Origin of the sequence: Marinomonas sp. S3726, from assembly GCF_000967665.1 — a bacterium.
Lineage (GTDB): Bacteria > Pseudomonadota > Gammaproteobacteria > Pseudomonadales > Marinomonadaceae > Marinomonas.
Map to the genome: position 1 here is coordinate 129,736 of NZ_JXYC01000004.1, position 24,822 is coordinate 154,557.

The 24,822-nt window shown below is 41.8% G+C and carries 22 protein-coding genes; 18 read left to right on the top strand and 4 right to left on the bottom strand.

Features of this window, described 5'->3' with window-relative positions; genetic code table 11:
* Positions 1–50 precede the first annotated feature (50 nt).
* Positions 51–2,168, top strand: coding sequence for a bifunctional (p)ppGpp synthetase/guanosine-3',5'-bis(diphosphate) 3'-pyrophosphohydrolase (locus TW85_RS01770; RefSeq protein WP_046015366.1), 2,118 nt, complete (start codon positions 51–53; stop codon positions 2,166–2,168).
* Between the two features lie 84 nt (positions 2,169–2,252).
* Entirely contained in the window at positions 2,253–2,639 is a 387-nt protein-coding gene (locus tag TW85_RS01775; RefSeq protein WP_046015367.1) for a RidA family protein, read from the top strand.
* Between the two features lie 96 nt (positions 2,640–2,735).
* Here TW85_RS01775 and TW85_RS01780 read toward each other — a convergent pair whose 3' ends face one another.
* Positions 2,736–3,602: an NAD-dependent epimerase/dehydratase family protein gene (locus TW85_RS01780; RefSeq protein WP_046015368.1), complete on the bottom strand. Its 867-nt coding sequence runs from the start codon at positions 3,600–3,602 to the stop codon at positions 2,736–2,738.
* Positions 3,603–3,710: 108 nt separating this feature from the next.
* Here TW85_RS01780 and TW85_RS01785 point away from each other — a divergent pair, with 108 nt between their 5' ends.
* A complete protein-coding gene (locus tag TW85_RS01785) occupies positions 3,711–4,616 on the top strand; it encodes a hydrogen peroxide-inducible genes activator (RefSeq protein ID WP_046015369.1) in 906 nt (301 codons plus the stop codon).
* 45 nt (positions 4,617–4,661) lie between these two features.
* Complete coding sequence (gene recG, locus TW85_RS01790; protein WP_046015370.1) at positions 4,662–6,737, top strand: ATP-dependent DNA helicase RecG; 2,076 nt, start codon at positions 4,662–4,664, stop codon at positions 6,735–6,737.
* Between the two features lie 3 nt (positions 6,738–6,740).
* Here the strand turns inward: recG and lrp are convergent, their stop codons facing one another.
* The gene (lrp, locus tag TW85_RS01795; protein ID WP_046015371.1) at positions 6,741–7,217 is read right to left on the bottom strand and encodes a leucine-responsive transcriptional regulator Lrp; all 477 of its coding nucleotides are present in this window, start codon (positions 7,215–7,217) and stop codon (positions 6,741–6,743) included.
* Between the two features lie 620 nt (positions 7,218–7,837).
* Between lrp and TW85_RS01800 the strand changes: the two genes are divergently transcribed.
* The 9 genes from TW85_RS01800 to phoR all read left to right on the top strand — a co-directional run bounded on the left by TW85_RS01800 (position 7,838) and on the right by phoR (position 17,076).
* Positions 7,838–8,860 carry an amino acid ABC transporter substrate-binding protein gene (locus tag TW85_RS01800; protein ID WP_046015372.1) on the top strand — a complete coding sequence of 341 codons (1,023 nt, stop codon included), beginning with the start codon at positions 7,838–7,840 and terminating at the stop codon, positions 8,858–8,860.
* A gap of 112 nt (positions 8,861–8,972) precedes the next feature.
* Positions 8,973–10,148, top strand: a complete 1,176-nt coding sequence (locus TW85_RS01805; protein ID WP_046015373.1) for an amino acid ABC transporter permease — start codon at positions 8,973–8,975, stop codon at positions 10,146–10,148.
* Positions 10,149–10,158: 10 nt separating this feature from the next.
* Complete coding sequence (locus TW85_RS01810) at positions 10,159–11,259, top strand: amino acid ABC transporter permease (RefSeq protein ID WP_046015374.1); 1,101 nt, start codon at positions 10,159–10,161, stop codon at positions 11,257–11,259.
* A gap of 21 nt (positions 11,260–11,280) precedes the next feature.
* Positions 11,281–12,060, top strand: a complete 780-nt coding sequence (locus TW85_RS01815; protein WP_046015375.1) for an amino acid ABC transporter ATP-binding protein — start codon at positions 11,281–11,283, stop codon at positions 12,058–12,060.
* A gap of 110 nt (positions 12,061–12,170) precedes the next feature.
* Positions 12,171–13,436: an HDOD domain-containing protein gene (locus tag TW85_RS01820; RefSeq protein WP_046015376.1), complete on the top strand. Its 1,266-nt coding sequence runs from the start codon at positions 12,171–12,173 to the stop codon at positions 13,434–13,436.
* 82 nt (positions 13,437–13,518) lie between these two features.
* The gene (locus TW85_RS01825) at positions 13,519–14,103 is read left to right on the top strand and encodes a chorismate lyase (RefSeq protein ID WP_231870378.1); all 585 of its coding nucleotides are present in this window, start codon (positions 13,519–13,521) and stop codon (positions 14,101–14,103) included.
* Positions 14,103–14,960 (top strand): 4-hydroxybenzoate octaprenyltransferase, encoded by an 858-nt coding sequence (ubiA, locus tag TW85_RS01830; protein WP_046015377.1) that lies wholly within the window; start codon positions 14,103–14,105, stop codon positions 14,958–14,960. The genes TW85_RS01825 and ubiA overlap by 1 nt, the downstream gene beginning before the upstream one ends.
* Positions 14,961–15,042: 82 nt before the next feature.
* Complete coding sequence (gene phoB, locus TW85_RS01835) at positions 15,043–15,738, top strand: phosphate regulon transcriptional regulator PhoB (protein ID WP_046015378.1); 696 nt, start codon at positions 15,043–15,045, stop codon at positions 15,736–15,738.
* Positions 15,739–15,744: 6 nt separating this feature from the next.
* On the top strand, positions 15,745–17,076 hold the full coding sequence (gene phoR / locus TW85_RS01840; protein WP_046015379.1) for a phosphate regulon sensor histidine kinase PhoR: 1,332 nt from the start codon (positions 15,745–15,747) through the stop codon (positions 17,074–17,076).
* An 86-nt stretch (positions 17,077–17,162) separates the two neighbouring features.
* On the opposite strand, the gene TW85_RS01845 is transcribed toward phoR, so the two are convergent.
* On the bottom strand, positions 17,163–18,059 hold the full coding sequence (locus TW85_RS01845) for a response regulator (protein ID WP_046015380.1): 897 nt from the start codon (positions 18,057–18,059) through the stop codon (positions 17,163–17,165).
* Positions 18,060–18,836 (bottom strand): sulfate transporter CysZ, encoded by a 777-nt coding sequence (cysZ, locus tag TW85_RS01850; protein ID WP_046015381.1) that lies wholly within the window; start codon positions 18,834–18,836, stop codon positions 18,060–18,062.
* Positions 18,837–19,120: 284 nt separating this feature from the next.
* Here cysZ and TW85_RS01855 point away from each other — a divergent pair, with 284 nt between their 5' ends.
* The 5 genes from TW85_RS01855 (at position 19,121) to oppF (ending at position 24,704) form a co-directional block, all read left to right on the top strand.
* Positions 19,121–20,737 (top strand): ABC transporter substrate-binding protein, encoded by a 1,617-nt coding sequence (locus TW85_RS01855; RefSeq protein ID WP_046015382.1) that lies wholly within the window; start codon positions 19,121–19,123, stop codon positions 20,735–20,737.
* A 134-nt stretch (positions 20,738–20,871) separates the two neighbouring features.
* Complete coding sequence (gene oppB / locus TW85_RS01860; protein ID WP_046015383.1) at positions 20,872–21,792, top strand: oligopeptide ABC transporter permease OppB; 921 nt, start codon at positions 20,872–20,874, stop codon at positions 21,790–21,792.
* Between the two features lie 11 nt (positions 21,793–21,803).
* Positions 21,804–22,730, top strand: a complete 927-nt coding sequence (gene oppC, locus TW85_RS01865; RefSeq protein ID WP_046015384.1) for an oligopeptide ABC transporter permease OppC — start codon at positions 21,804–21,806, stop codon at positions 22,728–22,730.
* Positions 22,731–22,740: 10 nt separating this feature from the next.
* Positions 22,741–23,712: an oligopeptide ABC transporter ATP-binding protein OppD gene (gene oppD, locus TW85_RS01870; RefSeq protein WP_046015385.1), complete on the top strand. Its 972-nt coding sequence runs from the start codon at positions 22,741–22,743 to the stop codon at positions 23,710–23,712.
* Positions 23,709–24,704, top strand: coding sequence for a murein tripeptide/oligopeptide ABC transporter ATP binding protein OppF (gene oppF, locus TW85_RS01875; protein ID WP_046015386.1), 996 nt, complete (start codon positions 23,709–23,711; stop codon positions 24,702–24,704). The genes oppD and oppF overlap by 4 nt, the downstream gene beginning before the upstream one ends.
* Positions 24,705–24,822 lie beyond the last annotated feature (118 nt).

The following is a 24,822-nucleotide window of genomic DNA, read 5'->3' on the forward strand; positions in this document are numbered from 1 at the left end:
TTTATGGTATCGCTCGTTTCAACATTTTTAGCTCACTGTTGAGGTGAGCGATGTATACCATAGAAGATTTAGCCTCCACCCTGATCCAGTACTTGCCATACGAGCAAGTTGCTGACATCAAACGCGCTTATTATTACGCCGAACAAGCTCACGATGGCCAACGTCGTAAAAGTGGTGAACCTTATGTGATTCATCCTTTAGCTGTGGCGCAAATTTTAGCTGAGTTCCGCATGGACTGCGACGGCCTGGTGGCCGCGCTGTTACATGACGTTATTGAAGACACTGGCATTAGCCGTGAAGCCTTAACGGAACAATTTGGTGAAGGGGTTGCGGCTCTGGTTGATGGGGTAAGTAAACTTACCCATCTCGAGTTTAATAATCAGCTTGAGAAACAGGCCCATAACTTCCAGAAAATGGCGATGGCCATGGCTGATGATATTCGTGTCATCTTGGTGAAGTTAGCCGACCGATTACACAATATGCGCACGCTGGATTCTATGCCAGCTCATAAAAAGCGCCGTATTGCTCGCGAAACCTTAGACATTTACGCACCGATAGCCAATCGCTTGGGTATGTATAATGTTCGTATCGATTTAGAATCCCTAGCCTTTCAGGCTTATTATCCTATGCGTGCTCGCATGCTTAACCGTGCGATTAATAAGAAGTACGGTCAACGCATTAAGGATACTGAAAAGCTAGGCGATTATTTAAAGTCTGAGTTAGCTGCTGACTATATTGAATCTGATATTAGTATTCGCGAAAAACACATCTATAGCATTTATCAGAAGATGCAGAAGAAGCGCCGTTCTTTAGGCGAAATTATGGATGTGGTTGGTGTGCGTATCGTCACCGACAAGCATGATTCTTGTTACCGTATTCTCGGTGTAATTCACTCTTTGTTTAAGCCAGTTGAAGGTCGTTTTAAAGACTATATCGCTGTGCCTAAGTCCAACGGTTATCAGTCTTTGCATACCACGGTTGTGGGTACAAATGGCTTACCTATGGAAGTGCAGATTCGTACCCAAGAAATGGATACGGTGGCAGATAATGGTATTGCAGCACATTGGGCATATAAGTCGACTAGCGCAGGTGCTAGTGCGAGCAATAGCCATGATAGAGCGACAAAATGGGTTAAAAGCCTGTTGGAAATACAACAGAAAGCCGGTAACGCTATCGAGTTTGTCGACAACGTTAAGAATGACCTTTTCCCAGATGAAGTGTATGTTTTCACGCCTGATGGCGAGATTATCGAGCTTCCAACTGGAGCAACACCGGTCGACTTTGCTTATGGTGTCCACACTGAAATCGGTAATACCTGTATTTCCTGTCGTATTAACCGACGCTTATCACCATTAAGCACACAATTAGAAAGTGGCCAAACAGTTGAGATTATCACCGCGAAGAAAGCCCAACCTAATGTGGCTTGGCTAAGTTTTGCGATTACCGGTAAAGCACGTGCAAATATCCGTCATTATCTTAAAGACAAGCAACGTGAAAACGCCATTTCCATTGGTACTCGCCTTCTTAACCGCTCTCTGAATACATTCAAAACCAACATAGAACAACTCGCTCAAGAACAAATAGACCAAGTATTGGCGCATTACCAACTTGATTCTATGGACGATCTTTTAGAATCTGTTGGTAAAGGCCGTCATGTGGGCTATTTGGTATCTCGCCAGCTGTTCCCACACTTCAACGAGGAAGAATTAATTTCGCCTAAGTCTTTCAAAGTGAATGGCTCAGAAGGCATGTTGTTATCTTATGCTAAGTGCTGTTCGCCGATTCCTGGGGACCCTATTGTTGGGTTTGTTCAGGTTGAAAAGGGCATTATTATTCACCACCAGAGCTGTCCTAATATTCAAGACCATCTGACTCAACCTGAACGCTATATTCATATGGCTTGGGGTAAAGAGATAGAAGAAGATCTCAATATTAGCTTGATTGTGAGTTATGTGAATGAGCGTGGTGCGGTTGCTAAGATCGCCAGCTCCATCAGTGATACGGATTATCAGGTTTCGAACCTAGATATCATTGAAAGAGGCAGAATCAGTCGCTTACGCTTAAACATTACGATTTCAAGTCGCGTAGGATTAGCCGATGTGATGCGTCGCATTAAAGCAGTGCGCTGTGTTGAGAAAGTGACCCGCGAGACCATAGTTTCACGTTAGCGAGATGCCTCTCGCTAACGTTTAAGTCTGCAGTTGATTATAAAAAAAGCCTCACGAAGGCCATAACATAACGAGGAAATAGAGATGTCCAAGCAAGTGATTCATACCGACAAAGCGCCACAAGCGATCGGCCCTTATTCTCAAGCGGTACGTGCAGGTAATACGGTTTACCTTTCTGGCCAAATTCCACTGGTACCAGAAACAATGGAAATCATTAGTGAAGACGTATCTGAGCAAACCACTCAGGTATTTAAAAACCTTCAAGCTGTTTGTGAAGCAGCCGGTGGCTCTCTACAAGATATCGTAAAACTAAACATCTTCATGCCAGACCTAGGTAACTTCAATGCCGTAAACGAAGTGATGATGCAATTCTTTAGCATTCCTTATCCTGCTCGTGCTGCGGTTGGTGTACGTGCGCTACCGAAGAATGTAAAAGTTGAAATTGAAGGTGTGATGGTACTAGAAGATTAATCTTCTTTTCCTCAGACCGAAAAAGCCGATGCTGAGACAGCATTGGCTTTTTTATTGCTTATCGGCCAGCCATTTGAACAAGCTGCTTGTTCAAATTTACTTACTTAAATAGTCTTTCAGTAAGGCTTGATAACCTTGCACATAACTTGGGTAAATAAACTGATAGCCTAAGCTTTGTAATGCACTGGAGCTTAGTTGTTTGCCTTTAGCCGGTATCATGTCACCCAGGCTTAACTCTGAGTTTATTTCTTGTTCCACCTCCATATGAGCAGCAATCCAATTCACTAGCTCCCATTGGCTAACAGGCGCTTGGTCCGTACCGATATAAATAGGAGCAAGAGTATTGCCCGCAAGTTTTGCTTGCCCTAGAAAGAATAAGCTGGCGACACAGTCATCCCGGTGAATTCGGTTAGTCCACTGATTTGCTGCACTAAAACCTTGCCCTTGAGCGATTTTATCGAGTGTTCTGTTTCGTCCTGGCCCATAAATACCAGAGAAGCGCACCACAGAGTGATCTAGAGACCCTTCTAACCAAACATTTTCAGCTTGATGTAATACCTTACCTGTTACTGAGCTAGGCAGGGCTTGGGTTGTTTCATCCAAACCTAACCAGCCATCTTGTTCGCTACCATAAACGCTGGTACTTGAGATAAAAAAGATATGCGGGCCATCTTGAGTCGCAAGCTTTTGGTAAACCTCAGACAGTCTTTGACTCGTTGCTAAATAGGCCGCCTCATAGGCGTCTTGAGTTCGCCCTTGTGGCGTCATAATAAGGTAAACAAGATCTACTTTAGGAAAAGCAGCTTCAGGCAATTCACAAATATCCCCCAAAATCCCCTTAACGCCTTTTGGAAATGTATTGGTAGCACGACGAATGGCATGCACATCATGCCCTTGTTCCACCAATTTTGTGGCAAGGCCACTGCCTAGATCACCACAACCAGCTATGAGTATGCTTGACATAAATGAAGCGTCCTTACGCGAAATAACGAATCTTAATATTATACTTTATCAAAAATTACTTTATCATAGTTATTAACAATCGATTCTATTTTATAGGCTTACTAGTATATGACGCTTACCGAACTTAAATACATTGTAATGCTCGCCAAAGAACAACATTTTGGCCGTGCCGCGGATGCTTGTCATGTTTCACAGCCGACCTTAAGTGTGGCTGTGAAAAAGCTTGAAGAAGAGCTAGGAGCAGCTATTTTTGAGCGTTCTAAAAGCGCGGTTTATATTACGCCTCTTGGCCAACAAATTGTGGATCAAGCTGAACGTGTTATGGAACAAGCCAATGTGATTAAAGAGCTGGCTTCAACAGGTCAAAATCAGCTTAAAGGTCCGATTAAGGTCGGTGCTATTTATACTATTGCCCCTTATTTATTCCCTCATATGATTCCTTTTTTACATCAGCATACTCAAGGTATGCCTTTGATTATTGAGGAAAATTTAACAGAGAATTTAAGACCTAAGCTGAGAAACGGCGAACTCGATGCCATTATAGTGGCGCTTCCTTTTAGAGAGCCTGATGTGGTGACTCAACCCATCTATGAGGAAGAGTTTGTGGTATTAATGCCAAAAAATCACAGCTGGACCAAATTGAGCCATATTGAAACCTCACAACTAAGCACTGACAACCTTTTGATTTTAGGTAAAGGCCATTGTTTTAGTGATCAGGTAACAGAGGCCTGCCCTATTCTAAATGAAGCCGACTATGATACGGCGAGAACCGTGGTGAATGGCAGCTCCCTAGAGACAATACGCTATATGGTATCTTCTGGTTTAGGCGTGACTGTATTGCCAAAATCTGCCGCCACTAATATCAATTCGGACCTGCTAGAAATTCGCCCCTTTGCTCATCCAGCGCCTAAACGTACTGTGGCATTGGCTTGGCGTGCAAGCTTTCCTCGTCCGCAGGCCATTGATGCGTTGAGTCAGTCTATTCGTGATGCTTATCAGCATTTCCCAGTCTAATTCAGCCTATCTTTGATAGTTTAAACTCGCTTTATAAGGAGCCCTATGGATTCGCTTGAATGTGTTGCTGTTACTGAACTTAAAGGTGTCGGTGCGGCACTGGCTGAGAAGTTACAGAAGCTGCATATCGAAACGCTGCAGGATTTAATTTTCCATTTGCCAATTCGTTATCAAGACAGAACCCGTGTGCTCCCTATTGGTCAGCTTAAATTTGGTGACGAAATAGTAGTAGAAGGTAAGGTTGCCAGTTGTGAAGTGCAAATGGGAAAACGCCGTAGCTTGGTGTGCCGTATTCGCGATGACTCTGGCTCACTATGTCTGCGTTTTTTCCATTTTAATGCGAGCCAGAAAAAGCAGTTTGAAGCCGGTAAAGCCATACGCTGCTTCGGTGAAGTAAGACGAGGCAGCACTGGGCTGGAAATGTTCCACCCAGAATATCAGCTTGTGAGTGACGACTGGCAAGCTGAAGATGACAGACTTACACCGATTTACCCTTTGACCGAAGGCATCACGCAAAACAAGATTCGGCTCTTATGTGAACAAGCTTTAGAGCATTTATCACCTTACAATTTACAAGAGTGGTTACCAGAGCAAATTCGCCAAGATTTTCAGCTACCTGCTCTTTACGATGCTGTGCGTTACCTGCATCAACCTCCGACCGATGCTAATATCGAAGAGCTAAAAGCAGGCTCACATCCAGCCCAGTATCGTTTATCGTTTGAAGAGCTATTAGCCCATCAATTAAGTTTGATTGGTAAGAAGTTTAAAGCCAAAGAAGACCTTTCTATCAGCTTAAATGAACCGGGCGAAATTATGGATAAGCTATTAAAAAGCTTACCTTTTTCGCCAACAAACGCACAAAACAGAGTGGTGAGTGAGATTCTAGACGACCTTAAAAAAGGTCACCCTATGTTACGTCTGATTCAAGGCGATGTAGGATCAGGAAAAACCTTGGTTGCCGCGATGACAGCCGCCGTCTTTGTGGCTCAAGATTTACAAGTGGCTGTCATGGCACCAACAGAAATCTTAGCCGAACAACATCTGGTGAATTTCAGCCAGTGGTTTAAACCATTAGGGATAGAAGTCGCTTGGATGGTAGGCAAATTAAAAGGAAAACAAAGGGAGCAAGAGCTGGCTAAAATCGCGTCTGGCGAAGCCAAAATAGTGGTCGGCACCCATGCACTCTTTCAAGACAGTGTTGAGTTTCATAACTTATCTCTGGCCATTATTGATGAACAACACAGGTTTGGTGTGCATCAAAGGATGGCGTTAAGGGAAAAAGGCATGAATGGCCAATTACAGCCCCATCAACTCATCATGACAGCCACTCCAATTCCTCGTACTTTGGCTATGTCTGCCTATGCTGACCTTGATTGCTCAATTATCGACGAACTACCTCCTGGCCGAACACCTGTTACAACGATTGTGGTCTCAGATCAAAGGCGTGATGAGGTAATTTCTCGGGTACAAGCGGCGTGTCAGGGAGGCCAACAGGCTTATTGGGTCTGCACTCTGATTGAAGAGTCTGATGCCTTGCAATGCCAAGCTGCAGAAGATACTGCCACTATGCTCAGCGAGCAGTTACAAGGTTTATCTATTGGCTTGGTTCATGGCCGTTTAAAGGCTCAAGAAAAAGCAGACATAATGAATCGCTTTAAAGCAGGAGAGCTACAGCTTTTAGTGGCAACCACTGTGATTGAAGTTGGGGTTGATGTACCAAACGCCAGTTTAATGGTGATCGAGAACCCAGAACGACTTGGTTTGGCTCAGTTACATCAGCTTCGTGGCCGTGTTGGACGAGGTTCTGCGGCGAGCCATTGCGTCTTGCTTTATAAAACACCGCTGGGTCAACAAGGCAAAGCTAGGCTTTCGACGATGAGAGAAACCTCAGACGGCTTTAAGATTGCGGAGAAAGACTTAGAATTGAGAGGGCCAGGTGAATTATTAGGCTCTAGGCAAACAGGCTTGATGGAGTTTAAAGTCGCAGACTTACAAAGGGATAAGGGTTTACTTGATCAAGTACAAGCCACAGCACAGCGCTTATACCACAACCACCCGGAAGCCATTTCGCCCCTGTTACAGAGGTGGCTGCCGAATATTGAGCATTATCTAAATGTTTAAAGCTTAGAGAATGTTAACTACTGTGGTGTTTTTCACTTCTTCCATTGCAACATAGGTACGTGACTCTCGCACATGAGGAAGCGTTAGCAAGGTTTCACCTAATAATTGGCGATATGCATCCATATCTGGCACGCGAGCCTTTAGTAGGTATTCAAAATCACCTGCTATAAGGTGGCACTCTAAGATTTCAGGAATATTAGCAATGGATGCTTTGAATTCATTAAAACCTTCTGGTGATGTGGCTTTAAGGCGAATTTCTACAAATACTAATAAACCCGCTTCTACTTTACGAGGATCGACTAAAGCGCAATAACCTGTGATATAGCCATTACGTTCTAAACGGCGCACCCTTTCTAAGCAAGGTGTCGCACTCAAGCCCACACGACTAGCTAACTCCACATTAGATAATCTGCCGTTTACTTGTAGCTCTCTTAATATTTTTCGATCTAACCTATCTAACGGTTTAGGCGAATTATCCATCTCTGTTGAATCTCCCCATTCAAACAAGGTCTTACGCTAGTTTAGCATGCGCTCAGCGAACAACAAAAATTACAAATCTTTGTATTTATTGATCTTAGCTTCAGTTTTAGAGCGTCTATATTTCACTTTTAAGCAGACAAAGTAAAACAATAACATTTTCAAGTCCTGAGTGATGGCTCAAAACAGACAATTATTCTGTGCAAAAAGACATTTTTAGAAGATTCGACGAACCATTTTGGTGCTTTTTTGAAATTTTGGTCTTAACTTAACCCTTACTAGATGAAAGGTTTATTTTTGAATTTAAATTCAGTTTTTTTATCGGTTAAAGGTTAGTTGATAAATAAAAACTATAAAAAAGCAGGATCTACTCAAAATGCACAGGTATTTTGTTAGTTTTCTCTTGACTCAGTACCTTAAACAGTAATTCTATAGAGGCCAGTCGAATGCATTCAGAATATTCGGCTGTAATAAAACAAAATAAAATAATAAGTTAATTTTGGCCTAAGAATTGCTGTTGAAGAATTTAACTCTCTAAAAGAATTGAGTTTGAACACAAGTAAATATCAATAATCTATGTCTAAAAATTACGACCAATCAAAACGCCTGGGAGGCAAAATAAGATGAAATCTAACGTGGGTAAGTTAATTTCTACTGCAGCTGTTGCTCTAACTGTAAGTGCTGGTGCAACTGCTGGTACGCTTGACGATGTAAAAGCAAAAGGCTTTATTCAATGTGGCGTAAGCCAAGGTGTTCCTGGTTTCTCAAATGCCGATTCTAATGGTAACTGGACTGGTATCGACGTAGATGCTTGTCGTGCAGCTGCTGCAGCCGTATTCGGTGATGCTCAAAAAGTTAAATTTACTCCTCTTTCTGCGAAAGAACGTTTCACAGCGCTTCAATCAGGTGAAATTGACGTTCTATCTCGTAACACTACTTGGACTTACACACGTGATACTTCTCTAGGTCTAGATTTTACAACTGTTAACTTCTACGACGGTCAAGGTTTCATGGTACGTAAAGATCTAGGTGTTAATTCTGCACTTGAACTTGACGGTGCAACAGTTTGTACAGAACAAGGTACAACAACAGAATTAAACATGGCTGACTTCTTCCGTAAGAACCAACTAGAATACGTTCCAGTTGTTGTACAGAAAGCAGACGAAGCTCTAGCTGCATATGCTTCAGGTCGTTGTGATGTATTCACAACAGATAAATCAGGTCTTGCTGCTCACCGTTCTAAGCTAGCTGATTCAAATGCACACGTTATTTTAGATGAAACAATTTCTAAAGAGCCACTTGGTCCTGTTGTTCGTCATGGCGACAACCAATGGAAAGATATTGTAACTTGGGCAATGTTTGTACAGGTTAATGCTGAAGAAATGGGTATTAGCTCTAAAAACGTAGCTAAGATCAAAGCAGAAACGAAAGATCCAGGTATCAAGCGTCTTCTAGGTGCTGAAGGTAACATGGGTGCTCAACTAAACCTTTCTGCTGACTGGGCTTACAATGTAATTGCTCAAGTAGGTAACTACGGTGAAGTTTTCGAGCGTAACGTTGGTCCATCTACTCCAGTAGGTCTTCCACGCGGAATTAACAAACTGTGGACTGAAGGTGGTGTAATGTACGCGCCACCAGTACGTTAATACCTACAAGCTACCTGCTTCGGGTATCTATTCAGCGGCTCTGCTTTGAGCCGCTGAATCTTTCCCCCCTTTCTTTACACATCTGACGAGCATTTCGATTGCCTGAACCAAGATGAGCGATAATACTACTTCAAGTAATAAAAGCCTTTTGAATGATGCCGGCACCCGCGCCATTATCTTTCAAGTTGTGCTTCTAGCTGTGGTTGTTTTCGTAAGCTATTACCTATTTAGTAACTTACAAGCCAACTTAGCAAATCAAGGTATTTCCACTGGTTTTGAATTTTTAAACCAACCTGCTGGATTTCCCATTCTTATCCACCTTATTGAGTACACTGAAGCCGATTCCTATGGACGCGCCTTTATTGTTGCTCTGATTAATACCGTCGTTATTTCCTTAATGGGTATTATACTAGCCACTATTATTGGTGTTGTGATGGGCTTAGCTCGTCTTTCTAATAACTGGTTAGTAGCGCGCTTAGCAACGGTATATGTTGAAACGCTGCGTAATATTCCATTATTGCTGCAAATGTTTTTCTGGTATTTTGCGGTTCTAGCAACCTTGCCTATACCCAAAAACAGTATAATCTTCGGTGACTTCTTCCTAAACAAACGTGGTATCTACTCTCCAAACCCTATCTTTCAAGATGGTTTTGGTATTGTTATCGCAGGCTTTGTTATATCGATTATTGCATCTATTGCACTAATTATTTGGGCGAAAAGGCGTCAAACTATTACAGGTCTTTGGTTTCCAGCTTATTGGTCCTCTCTAGGCCTAATCATAGTCATTACCCTACTCGCTTTGGTTGTATCTGGCTTCCCTATTGAATTCGATCTTCCTCAAAAAAGTCGTTTTAACGTTAAAGGTGGTATGGTTCTACCCCCAGAATTTGTTGCAGTACTTGTTGCACTTTCTACCTATACCGGTGCCTTTATTGCTGAAATAGTGCGTGCAGGTATTTTGTCTGTAAACTGGGGACAAACTGAAGCAGCTCGTTCTTTAGGTCTTAAAGACAGTTTGACACAACGTTTAATTGTTTTGCCTCAAGCGCTACGCGTTATCATTCCTCCACTTACTAGCCAATTCCTTAACTTAGCGAAAAACTCATCACTTGGGGCTGCAATTGCATACCCAGAATTAGTTGCTGTGGTTATGGGTACAACGCTGAACCAAACAGGTCAAGCGATTGAAAACATTGGGCTTTGTATGCTGGTTTACGGAACATTAAGTTTGACTATTTCGATATTCATGAACTGGTATAACAAAAAAATGTCATTAACTGAGCGCTAGGGGGCGAATCATGGCGAAGATATTTCAACCATCTCCAAGCCTTCCACCACCAGTAAATTCTGTTGGTGCAGTGGCATGGGTACGTCAAAATTTATTGTCGTCCCCACTCAATATATTTTTAACTTTATTCAGCTTTTACGTTTTGTACTTGCTTATCCCACCTGTTGTAGAGTGGGGTGTTGTAAATGCAACATTTGGAGGTGAATCAAAAGCGGCCTGTACAGCAGGCGGTGCATGTTGGGCTTTCATTGGTGTTTACTTTGAACAGTTTATGTATGGCCTATACCCAGCAGAAGAAACGTGGCGAATTAATCTAGCCTTGATTCTGCTAGTTGTCTTGATTGCAATGTTCGCAGTAAAAGCTGTAAATAAGCTGTATTTATCAATCGGGATCATAGCGGTTTATCCTGTTGTTGCTTATTTCCTATTTGCTGGCGGAGTCTTTGGACTAGAAATCGTTGAAACTTCTTTATGGGGTGGTTTATTCCTAACAACACTTTTAGGTGTTGTGGGTATTGTTGCTTCTTTCCCGTTGGGAGTACTTCTAGCATTAGGTCGTCAATCTAGCATGCCAATTGCTAAGTCTGTTTGTATCGTTTTCATTGAAACGATTCGTGCAGTACCTCTGATCACTATCTTATTTATGGCATCTGTAATGATTCCATTGTTCCTACCTGATGGTATGAACTTTAATAAGTTAATGCGTGTATTGATTGGTATCACCCTATTCTCTGCAGCTTATATGGCGGAAGTAATACGTGGTGGTTTACAAGCGATTCCAAAAGGTCAATATGAAGCAGCTGATGCTATGGGCCTAACTTACTGGCAGTCAATGATTTTGGTAATCTTGCCACAAGCATTAAAGCTAGTTATTCCTGGTATCGTAAACACCTTCATTGGCTTATTTAAAGACACCACTCTAGTTTATATTGTAGGTATGTTTGACCTATTAGGTAGGATTCAAGCAGCGACCCACGACTCTAACTGGTTAGGAACAACGATTGAAGGTTATGCTTTTGCTGGCTTTATTTACTGGGCAGCGTGCTTTGGCATGTCTCGTTACAGTATGACAATTGAGCGTAAATTAGAAACCGGACACAAGCGGAACTAGAATTTTTTTGAGGCCTTTCAAATGACAGAACACAATATGGCACTCGCTCAGCTTGAGCCGGGCGAAAAAGCAATTATCGAATTTAAAGATGTAAACAAGTGGTACGGTGATTTCCACGTACTTAAAAATATCGATTTCAGTATCAAAAAAGGCGAGCGTATCGTTGTTTGTGGACCATCAGGTTCAGGTAAATCAACTATGACTCGTTGCATCAACCGTCTTGAAGAACACCAAAGGGGTTCTATCATTGTTGACGGCATTGAGATGAACGATAACTTGAAAAACATCGAAGCTATCCGTAAAGATGTGGGTATGGTGTTCCAGCACTTCAATCTATTCCCTCATTTAACGATTTTAGAAAACCTGACTTTAGCGCCTATCTGGGTTCGTAAGATGCCTAAGAAAGAAGCTGAAGAGATGGCCATGCATTATCTTGAACGTGTAAAAATTGCTAACCAGGCGAATAAATTCCCAGGTCAGCTTTCTGGTGGTCAGCAGCAACGTGTTGCGATTGCCCGCGGTCTTTGTATGAAGCCACGCATCATGCTATTTGATGAGCCAACATCTGCACTTGACCCTGAGATGATCAAGGAAGTACTAGATGTAATGATTCAGCTAGCTGATGAAGGTATGACAATGGTTTGTGTAACTCACGAGATGGGCTTTGCAAAAACTGTTGCTGACCGTGTTGTCTTCATGGATGCCGGTGAAATCGTTGAAGCGAATGAGCCACACGAATTCTTTGAAAACCCTCAGCATGACCGTACTCAATTGTTCTTAAGTCAGATTTTGAACCACTAATTGAGAAAAAAAGCAGTCATTGCACAAAAAAGCCCCTTTTAGGGGCTTTTTTGTTTTTCGATATTTGGTAAATTGCTTGCTTAATAATACTTAGACTCAAATTGAAATTTATGACCAAGCAAGAATCAGATATCACACCTAGCCTTAAGGTTAAAATTGTTCACTTACAGGATTCCACAGGTAAGGTTCAAGCCATTTTCCCATTTGATTCTATGCTCGACATTGGTGCGATTACACGAGTCAGCAAGCGTCGTTTAGCGACCACAAATTCTTATAATGTATCGAGTGATTTACTACTCAATACACACAAAGTCATTACCTATATCGATGAAAGCCTAAAGGACATCAAAAGGCTATCTCTGAAAAAAACAGACCTGACAAAGTTTAACGCCATTGAAGCCATAGAAATTAATAAGATTTTTTCAGGCTCAAAATGCCATTTTGGCGACTTCTCTATCCCTCAAGGCCAGCTTAAAAGAGAAGTCGAGAATCATGAACAAGATGAAGAAAGCATGTTAAATGCTTTGGGTGGCTTTCAATCCATTCGCCTTCGTCAACGTTTAGAAGAAACTCTTGAACTCCCTCCTTTACCAGCATCATCACAGCGCATCATACGTTTATGTGCTGATGAAAATGCTGGCACTGACGAGTTATGCGAAGTGATTAGCCTTGATCCTAGTTTGGCCGCTCAGGTAGTCAGTTGGGCAAGCTCTCCTTACTATGGGGCTCCTGGGGAGATTGAGTCGGTTGAAGATGCCATAATTCGCGTATTAGGCTTTGATATGGTTATGAACTTGGCACTTGGTCTTTCTATGGGAAAAGCACTCGCGGTACCAGAGAACGGCCCTCGCCATTATGACAACTATTGGCTAGAAGCCGTTTCCTTCGCTTCACTGATGGAAGCTATGGTCAAAGCTATGCCGGCTAAAAAGCGTCCGAGGCTAGGGCATGCATACCTAGCAGGCTTGCTGCATAACTTTGGTTTGCTCGCTATAGGGGCTGTGTTACCGCCTCATTTTAATATCCTGTCACGCCAACTTGAGATTAACGCTCACCTTCCAACTAACTTGGTTGAAGTACAGTTACTTAAACTCAGCAGAGAGCAAATTGGTGCTTGGTTACTTCGCCACTGGGAATTACCAGCAGGCATCTGTAATGGCATTCGTTATAGTAAAAATTTGGCCTATGATGGAGAAAATGCCATCATAGCGAGAATGTTAAATGTTTGTCATAACCTGTTGAATAAAGAAGATATTTCTCAAGCTAGTCAAGATATGATAGGTCTAGATCAGAAGCAGCTACAAAGCCTTTATCAAGACCTACAAGATAACTCAGAGAATATTAAGTTGATGGTGTCTTTAATTAATGGCAACTAAGCCACTTAGAGCTCAATAGGAAACACTCTTTTCTTCAGTTCGGGTTAAATTTTTAGACTATTAGGACAATATCCTTATTTTGATGTCGATGATTGATCAGCCAAACAGCAACCCAAGATTAAACTTCACAGCGACCAAACAGTTTGATTATGTTTGGTCATCGTTAAGCCATGCTCACAGCAAAAATATTCCTGCCTTTATCTTCCCTTGGCTAGCCGAGCAAGGATCCTTGACCGCTAAGATTCAAACTCTAGGGAAGTTGACAGTTGATGTTATTTCGGACACTTGGGGCCAAACCACCCAAAGAGAAAGAAAAAAGCTTAATTTAAAAGCACGTGAAGCTGCTCGTATTCGTGAGGTAATACTTAATGTAGATGGTCAGGCGATTATCTATGCGCGCTCTATCATCCCTGCAAGGTCATTAAGAGGCCATTGGCGTTACTTGCCCAAGTTAGGCAACAAACCTCTTGGAGGCTTTCTTTATAAGCATAAAGGCCTTACACGAGGAGAGATAGAAGTCTCTCAACTACCAGCAAATTTGTTTTCCCATATAAACGAACCAACTTGGGCTAGACGTTCTGTTTTTTATCAATATGGCCAAGGCATACTGGTCAACGAAGTCTTTTTTCCAGCCATCAAACCCTTCTTAAATTTAAAGGAAGAATAATGAGTAAAGTCATTGCTTTAGCAGAGTTAGCTAGACTAGATAAGCCTATCGGCACCCTCTTACTCTTGTGGCCAACTTTGTGGGCTTTGTGGCTAGCGGCTGATGGCTTTCCTGACTGGCACTTACTTATTATCTTTATTGCTGGGGTATTTTCTATGCGCTCAGCTGGTTGTGTGATTAATGATTATGCCGACCGTAAAGTTGACGGTTTTGTTGAGCGAACCAAAGGTCGCCCATTGCCTTCTGGTAGAGTCAGTGAGAAAGAAGCCCTTGGTTTCTTTGCTTTACTCTGTCTCATCAGCTTTGTTCTTGTCCTTTTTACTGACCTAAAAACGATTCTTTTATCCTTTGTCGGATTAGGGCTTGCGGCATTATATCCTTTCATGAAACGGGTCACCCACTTACCTCAGTTGTTTCTCGGCTTAGCCTTTTCTTGGGCGATTCCTATGGCCTATGTGGCACAAGGCGGTGCTTTAACTGATATCGAACTTTGGATGCTATTTATGGCGAATGTGTTTTGGACAATCGCTTATGACACCTATTACGCCATGGTCGATCGCAACGATGATCTTAAGGTTGGTATCAAGTCCACTGCGATACTGTTTGCTCAATATGACCTTATTATTATTCTCTTGTTACAAGGGCTCACCCTGTCATTATTAGTTTGGGTAGGCGTAATTAGAGAGTTAGGCGCTTTCTTTTTTATAAGTTTATTTGTCTGTGCGGGTCTCTTTTTTCAACAGTTTTGGCAAGCAAGAAAAAGAGAGCGATCTGCTTGTTTTAAATCATTTTTAGATAATAACCGCATAGGATTATGTGTATTTTTAGGTTTTATCGCAGGCTTTTTTGTACACTAAATTAAGTCATCTGTGACATTTTAACTAAACTGTCACAATTGATCGTTTTAATTAAACCGTTCCAGAGAAGAGGATATATCCTGTGACCGGTAAAAAAGTATTAATAATTGACGATGAATCATCAATTCGAGAAATGATTGCCATTGCTCTTGAGATGGCTGGTTATGAATACCTTGAAGCGGATAATAGCCGTACCGCCTACGAGATAATCGTGGACCATAGACCCGATTTGATCCTTGTAGATTGGATGATGCCTGGTGGCAGTGGGATAGAGCTAACACGACGTCTTAAAAAAGACGCTTTAACAGCTGAAATTCCTGTCATCATGCTTACCGCAAAAAGTGAAGAAGACAATAAGATTCAAGGATTAGAAGCTGGTGCTGACGACTACATCACCAAGCCTTTTTCACCACGAGAGTTGGTTGCTCGCCTTAAGGCGGTACTACGTCGTGCTCACCCTCAGGGTGTTGATGAACCGATTGAGGTTGATGGTCTAAAACTTGACCCTCTAAGCCAAAGAGTTTCGATTGGCTCTAAGCCTTTAGAAATGGGCCCAACTGAATATCGTTTATTGAAGTTTTTAATCACTCACCAAGAAAGAGCTTACTCTAGAGCTCAACTGTTAGATCAGGTTTGGGGAGGGAATGTTTACGTTGAAGAAAGAACTGTCGATGTACACATTCGTCGCTTACGTAAGGCGATAGGAGATAGCCATGATTACCTTATTCAAACCGTTAGAGGTACAGGTTATCGATTTTCAAGCAAACGTTTGGCTTAAAACTATATGAAGACAGTTTGGAAAAGCGCCACAGTTAAACTTTTACTTGGTTTTTTCACTTGCCTATTTATTGGCACAATGAGCGAGCAAACTTTCCCTTTACTATTTATATATGCTTTAGGACTTTTAGCTTGGCAATATTACGAACTTTATCGCTTTCATAGCTGGATTCGCCGCTCTGGACGCTCACTACCTCCGGATTCCTCTGGAATTTGGGGGGATGTTTTTGACGCAGTTAACCGACTGCAAAAGAAACAAAGAAAGTCTAAAAAGCGCATGCAGCAAGCACTAGCAAGAATTGAAGATTCAACATCTGCATTACAAGATGGCGTTATCATGGCAGATAACACTGGCAGACTAGAATGGTGGAACACCTCTGCTGGAGATTTACTTGGCTTAGTTAAACCAACAGATAGAAGCCAGCCTCTTACTAATATTGTTCGTACCCCTGAGTTTTTCCGCTATTTTAGCCAAAAGCGATTTGGTGACCCTTTGGTAATCCAATCACCTGCTAAAGAAGGGGCTTTTCTAGAGTTTCAAACCACGCTTTATTCAAAAAATGACCACCTCATTTTTGTTCGTGATGTCACGCGTCTGCACTTGCTTGAGCAAATGCGTAAAGACTTTGTTGCCAATGCCTCACACGAGCTAAAAACGCCTCTCACCGTGATTAAGGGCTATCTGGAAACACTGGATATGTTTAAAGAGTCTTTGCCTGAGCGAATGCAAAAAGGCGTGGTGAATATGAACACTCAGTCTAATCGCATGGAATTACTGATCGAAGACTTACTGTTACTCTCACGTTTAGAAAGTAACCAAAGAGCAGACTCTGACCAATGGCATAATGTCAGTGATCTTATTCAGGTAATTTGTGATTCAGCGAAGGTATTTACCACCAGCGAGCATTTTTTAAGCTGGGATGCAGATGAAGAGAGCGCTATTTTCGGCAGTTACAGTGAACTTTATAGTGCCTTCTCTAATCTCGTTGTGAATGCTTTAAAATACTCACCTGATGGTGGCGAGATAGATATTAGCTGGCAAGTAAATAGAGAAGGTGGTGTTTTCTGCGTACAGGATAATGGCTTAGGGATAGACCCTAGATTTATCCCTCGCTTAACAGAACGTTTCTTTAGAGTAGATAAAGGAAGAGGGTCAGATACAGCTGGTACTGGCTTAGGTCTGTCTATTGTGAAGCATGTCTTGCACCACCACGATAGTAAGTTAGATATTAGTAGCCAGCTTGGTTTTGGCAGTACTTTTTCCTGCCATTTCCCTCGTACACGGGTAAGAGAATCAAGTCCACCAGAATTGGAAACCATAGATCAAGACGCGTCATAAATCTTGTAAGCTAGTCCAAGTAACTTGGGCTAGCTGTTTCTTTATCTAGTCATCTATCAGCCTAACCCTTAAAGCTCAACACCTTGCTACAAGCTTTCAAACAAGGCTTTGATAAAGCTTTCTTTCTCTGCATCCTGATCAATTAACCCTAATGTCACAGTTAAAAAGGATGAGGTTGGTTTTTTTTCAGTGGTTGCCACACCTTGAACATAATAATTCAGGCGGTTTACCTTACCTTTGAACTCTAAATCTAATACGGCTTGATCCAATACGCTTGGAATAACATCATCACTCTTAATCAAAAGACTGGCTTCGGTACAGCTAAACTGAATAACCATGGTTCTAAACTGCTTACCAGCAAAACGTACCATGCTAGGTACTTTAACGTCTTTGGTCGTGACTTTAGGATGCGTAATTTTAGGTTTAGTGACAGTCGCTGCTTTAGGACTTTTCCCACCTAGTAGCACATCTAGAGAACCAGAAGTATGGCTTGTCATACCTTTAGTGCCAGAGCCTGTTGCCGCTTTTGTTAAGCTGTCCAATACTTCTTTTTCAGCACCTGAGCCTCTAGCACCTTTGGCCATCAAGGCACCATCTAAATTATGCTTTTTCGCTGCTGACACTATCTTATTTACCAGTTGCTCACTGGAAAAAGGTTTACCTAGGTAATCTGTCACGCCCGTTTTAACCGCTTCAACCACATGATCTTTATCACCACGACTGGTGATCATGACAAAAGGTACATTTTCCTTTTTATAATTATCTTGCTGGCGGCACCAATCAAGTAACTCAAGCCCTGTCATTTCAGGCATTTCCCAATCACATAAGATCATGTCAAATTTGACCTTATTCATAAGTTGTTGAGCTTTTCGTCCGTTAACGGCTTCTTCCAACTGAGCTGATGGGAAATGTTTTTTTAAGGTGCGACGAATCAAATCTCGAGTAAAAGAAGCATCATCAACAACTAGAATTTTTATAGCCATTTATTTATTTCCAAAATCTTGTGCAAGGCTATCACTCTTTGAATAACTTGCTTTAAATGAATCAAACCAAAGAATGGTAGAGGCCACCACAGCTAACGGGATGACCACAAAATTAACAAACGGGATAGGTAATAGGAGCATTACTATGAAGCCAAAAGACCAGCATAAAACAGGCTTCTGCCTTAAACCTACTCGCATTTCAGCAAAAGATACTCGGTTATTATCAAACGAGTAATCCATATATTGTATTGCCAGTACCCAAGCGCCAAACAAGAGCCATAAGAAAGGCGTAATAATGTTCACTACAGGTATCATAGACAGAATAAACAAAAGTACAAAGCGAGGCAAAAAGTAGAGTATTTTTTGTAATTCTCGCACTATGCTTTGGCTAATCAAAAGGCAAATTTGACGGAAATTTAAATCAGACTCTACCGTCTCTCCCGACAATCTAGCTTCTACCTTTTCAGCCAAGATTCCGTTGAAAGGTGCTGCGATAATATTGACGCCAATGGAAAACGCGTAAAACAAACTAATAGCACTTAATAAGCTAAAACCTAGGTAAAAAAGCCAGCTTAAGAACGAAAGCCAATCTGGAAGCCAACTCATTAAATAAGCGGTTAAATCACCAAAATAGCTAAAAGCGACCATATATAAGAGAGCCATCAGGCCCATATTCGCCAATAAAGGCACCAGAATAAATAGCCTTAATCCAGATGAAAGTAGAATAGGTAACGCTTTAAGGTAAGCCCCTATTACTTGAAAAGGTTGCAATATCACAAATTTGTTCCATCAATTTTCTAGAAAATAGACATTATCATATTTTTATCTAACTTCCCTGTAATTATCACGCTTGCAAACCGATTTAGATGAGCCTATTTATTCGTTTTTTAGATTAAACCTTTATTATGCGTATAGCGTAATGCGGAATTTCGATTGAGCCATTTACCCAATTAGTTAACTATCCAAGACTCAGACATTTGCTGATCTAAAAAAAAGCTAAGTGTCTAAGAGACATTGCACCATTAATAATAAATAACTTAAGTTAACTAAAGGGGCCTTTTATGAACCTGAAAAAAACTCTACTCGCTAGTGCGTTACTTAGCGTAGCCTTCGGAGCAGTACAAACTCAAGCTGCCGATGTTCCTGCTGGCGTTAAGCTAGCCGATGTTCAAGAACTTGTTCGTGGTGGTGGCGCAGAACCTGCAACACTTGATCCACAAAAAGTAGAAGGAACACCAGGCTCTCACCGTACTCGTGAGCTTTTTGAAGGTTTATACAACCTTGATGGCGACGGCAACCTAACGCCAGGTGTTGCTACTAGCTATACAACAAATGCAGACAACACTGTTTATACATTCAACCTACGTAAAGATGCTAAATGGTCTAATGGTGAGCCAGTTACTGCTCATGACTTCGTATTTGGCTTCCAGCGTGCTGTTGACCCAGTGACTGCCTCTGCTTACGCTTGGTATGTTGAAATTCCATCTATTGTTAATGCATCTAAAATTATTAATAGTAAAGCTGATGTGAAAAGCCTAGGTGTTAAAGCTGTAGACGATTACACATTTGAAGTAACACTAGAGCGTCCAGTTCCATACTTCGTAAAAATGACATCACACCAAACTCTTTTCCCTGCACCTCGTAAAACCATCGAGAAATACGGTGATGAGTGGGTAAAACCAGGCAATATGGTTAGTAACGGTGCTTACAAGCTAGATTCTTGGATCGTAAACGAAAAAATGGAAATGGTTCGTAACGATCAATACTGGAATAATGACAAAACCGTTATCAACAAGGTTACTTTCCTACCTTTAGAAAATGACAGTGCTGACCTTAAGCGTTATGAAGCGGGTGAAGTTGATATTACTTGGAACCTACCAAGCGACCACTTCAAGCGTTTGAAGAAAGAATCTCCAAATGAAGTGATCATCACACCTCAATTAGGTACTTACTACTACCAGTTCAACACTCAGGTTGAACCTTATAACAACCCAGCAGTACGTAAAGCGCTTTCTTTCGCGATCAACCGTGACGTAATCACTAAATACGTAACAGGTGTTGGTGAGCAACCTGCTTACTCTTTCACACCTTCTATCGTAAACGGTTTTGATCCAGAAACACCTGCTTATGCAACCATGACTCAAAAAGAGCGTGAAGCTGAAGCGAAAAAACTACTTCAATCAGCAGGTTATGACAAAAATAACCCTCTGACTTTTAACCTTCTTTACAACACAAACGATGGCCACAAACGTATTGCGATTGCGATTGCCTCTATGTGGAAGAAGACTTTGGGTGTAGAAGTAACGCTTGAAAACCAAGAGTGGAAAACTTACCTAGAAACGAAAAAAGCAGGTGACTTCCAAGTTGCTCGTGCCGGTTGGATCGGTGATTACAATGAAGCATCTACTATGCTTGATTTGTTAACTTCGACTCATGGTAACAACGATGGTAAATACTCAAACACTGAATATGACCGTTTGTTGAACGAAGCTAAAACAATGCAAAACCCTGCTAGCAACTATAACAAGGCTGAAGAAATTGCGATCAACCAAGATATGGCTGTCGCACCTATCTACACCTATGTTACTAAGCGTATGAAGAAACCTTACGTTGGCGGTTATCAGCCAAACCCAGAAGACAACATCTATACACGTGACATGTACATCATTGCTCACTAAGCGTTTGATGTCTTAACGCGTTAGTAGCAGGCTCACATGATGTGAGCCTGCTACCTCTCTTACTTCTTCTAACTTCTAGTTTTCCTAGTATTAGTCAATGGAACCTTGGCCCATGAGGCTAATCAGGTATTATTATGCTGACATTTATTTTTAAACGTATTTTTGAAGCTATCCCAACTTTATTAATACTTATCACAGTTTCTTTTTTCCTGATGCATTCGGCACCAGGTAGCCCATTTTCAAGCGAACGCTCTTTGCCGCCTGAGGTTTTAGCTAACATTAACGCTAAATACCATCTTGATGAGCCTGTTATCAACCAGTTCTTCTACTATCTTGGCGGTGTACTTCAAGGTGACTTAGGTCCATCTTTTCGCTACAAAGATTTTACTATCAATGAATTAGTTGCACAGAGCTTACCTGTATCCGCTGAAATCGGTATCTGGTCTTTTATTATTGCCGTGGTTATCGGTGTTTCTTGTGGTATTTATGCAGCTTTAAGACAAAACTCATTAGTTGATTACTTTGTTATGGCTTTTGCCAATATTGGTATCGTACTACCTAACTTTGTATTAGCTCCTCTTTGTATCTTATTTTTCTCCATCTACCTCAAATGGTTACCCGCAGGTGGTTGGAATGATGGCGCTTGGCCTTACCTTGTGATGCCAGTCATCGCTATGTCGACCAGCTATATTGCACAAATTGCCCGCATCACCCGTGGCAGCATGATAGAAACCATGCACTCAAACTTTATTCGTACCGCTAGAGCGAAAGGCCTACCTGCTTATCGCATTATTTTGCAGCATGCACTACGCCCTACCATGTTACCTGTTATCTCTTATTTAGGGCCTGCGTTTGTCGGCATTATTACAGGTTCCGTGATTGTGGATGTGTATTTTGGTACCGGTGGTATTGGCCAGCATTTCATTAATGGTGCACTAAACCGTGACTACTCAATGGTTATGGGTGTCACTATTTTAGTTGGCTCGCTTACTATTTTATTTAATGCCGTTGTCGATATTTTGTACGCGGTTATTGATCCAAAAATTCGTTATTAAGGCACTCAATCATGATGTTAACTAAAGATAAAATCGAGGCCGTAGAAGATTTCGCTCAACAAGTGACTGAAATTGAAGGCCGTAGTTTATGGCAAGATGCTAGACGCCGCTTTCTGTCAAACCACGCCGCGGTAATCAGTTTAATTATTCTTGGAATCATTGCGCTACTCGCACTAGTAGGCCCTTTTCTAAGTGTGTGGAGTTATGAGGATATCGACTGGGAAGCCCTGTCTGATATTGAAACGCTAGGTCGTCCTAGCTTTGAAACAGGCCACTATTTTGGTACTGACGTTTTAGGCCGAGATATTTTTGTACGTACTATGCAAGGAGGCCAAATTTCTTTGTTAGTAGGTATTCTGGGTAGTTTTGTCGCTATCGTTATCGGTACGCTTTATGGAGCTACATCGGGTTACCTAGGTGGCCGTATCGATAGTGTGATGATGCGTGCGCTAGAGATACTTAACTCTTTCCCATTCATGTTCTTCGTTATCATCTTGATGACGATTTTTGGACGTCACATCTTTTTGATCTTTGTCGCTATCGGTGCCATTTCTTGGTTGGACATGGCGCGTATTGTGCGTGGACAAACATTAAGTTTGAAAAACAAAGAGTATATTGAAGCAGCTCACGCTTGCGGTGTGTCTTCTTTCAAGATCATTACCCGTCATATTATTCCTAACTTACTGGGTATTGTTGTGGTGTATGCCACCCTACTCGTACCAGGCATGATTCTTCTAGAGTCTTTCATCAGCTTCTTAGGACTCGGGGTTCAAGAGCCAATGACAAGTTGGGGTGCACTTATTTCTGAAGGTGCAGGCACAATGGAGATTGCGATTTGGCAGCTTGCTTGGCCGCTAACCTTCCTAATTCTTACCCTGTTTTGTTTTAACTTCCTAGGCGACGGTTTGCGCGACGCACTAGACCCTAAAGATCGCTAAGGAGAGTTATATGAACTTATTAGATGTCCAAGACTTACGCGTTAACTTTAAAACGCCAGACGGTTCTGTCACTGCGGTTAACAATCTAAATTTCAGCTTAGCTGAAGGTGAAACCTTAGGTATTGTTGGCGAATCAGGCTCAGGCAAAAGCCAAACGGCCTTTGCCTTGATGGGCTTACTTGCAGGCAACGGCTTGGTGGAAGGTAACGCCTTATTTGAAGGCCAGAATATTCTAGGTTTGCCAGAAAGCGCAATGAACCACATACGTTCAGAGAAAATCGCGATGATTTTCCAAGACCCTATGACCTCATTAAACCCTTATATGAAGGTCGGTAAGCAGTTGATGGAAGTCTTGATCCTGCATAAGGGTATGACCAAAAAAGATGCTTTCGAAGAATCTGTACGCATGCTTGACGCAGTGAAAATGCCAGAAGCGCGTAAACGTATGAATATGTACCCACACGAATTCTCTGGTGGTATGCGTCAGCGTGTCATGATAGCGATGGCACTATTGTGTCGCCCTAAGCTTTTAATTGCAGACGAGCCAACCACAGCGCTTGATGTGACAGTACAAGCTCAGATTCTAACGCTACTAAACGAGCTTAAGTCTGATTTTAATACTTCTATCATTATGATCACCCATGACTTGGGTGTGGTTGCGGGTTTATGTGACAAAGTATTGGTTATGTACGCAGGTCGTACTATGGAATATGGCACCACAGATAACGTCTTCTATCACCCATCTCATCCTTATACTCAGGGTTTATTAGAAGCGATTCCTCGTCTTGATACGGAAGGGGAAATCCTAGCAACCATTCCAGGTAATCCGCCTAACTTATTGCAACTACCACAAGGCTGCCCTTTCCAAGAACGTTGTGTTCACGCTTCGGATAAGTGTCGCACAGAATCACCTGAGCTTATTCAATGTGAAAACCATGGTTTACGCGCTTGTCACAAATCCATTAAGGAGCTAGTAGCATGAACAACAAAGTCCTAATGGAAGTAAATGATTTAAAAGTTCACTTTAATATCAAGAATGAGAATGCTTGGCCTTGGGAGAAGGGTCGCCCATTAAAAGCGGTAGATGGTGTGAGCCTTAAAATATATGAAGGGGAAACCCTTGGTGTAGTAGGTGAGTCTGGTTGCGGTAAGTCTACCCTTGCCCGTGCCCTATTACGTCTTCTGCCTATCACTCAAGGCAATGTTGTTTGGTTAGGACAAGATCTAACTCAACTAAACAAGAAAGACATGCGTGATAAGCGCCAAGAATTACAAATGATCTTCCAAGATCCATTAGCCTCCTTAAACCCAAGGATGACAATAGGTGAGATCATTGCGGAACCACTTAAGACCTTTCAACCAGACTTAAGTGATGATGTGGTAAAAGAGAAAGTTCGTGCCATTATGACCAAGGTAGGTTTATTACCAAACGTTATTAACCGCTACCCTCACGAATTCTCTGGCGGCCAATGTCAGCGTATCGGTATTGCTCGCGCGCTTATTCTTGAGCCAAAGCTAGTAGTTTGTGATGAGCCGGTATCAGCATTGGATGTGTCTATCCAAGCACAAGTTGTAAATCTACTTAAGTCTCTACAAAAAGAAATGGGACTTTCGTTAGTCTTCATTGCGCATGATTTAAGTGTGGTTAAACATATTTCAGACCGTGTTCTGGTTATGTACCTTGGCCACGCCGTTGAGCTTGCAGATAAACACTCTTTATACGACTCGCCAAAACACCCATATACCAAAGCTTTATTATCCGCAGTTCCTGTGCCAGATCCAAAACTGGAAAGAGAAAAAGAGATTCAGTTGCTATCCGGCGATTTGCCGTCCCCTATTAACCCACCGTCTGGTTGTGTTTTTAGAACTCGCTGCCCAAGCGCGACAGAAGCATGTGCTCAGCATATTCCTCAACTGGAAAATGTTACCGAGTCCCATGAAGCTGCGTGTGTGAGACTAAACGACATTAACTAGACAATTTTGCAATGCCCTTTGATGCCTTCATTTATGATTAGATGAAGGCTTTTTTTTATTTTAATTTTCATACAATTTATGCCATCTAATTGATATATAATATTAATTTCTAGATATT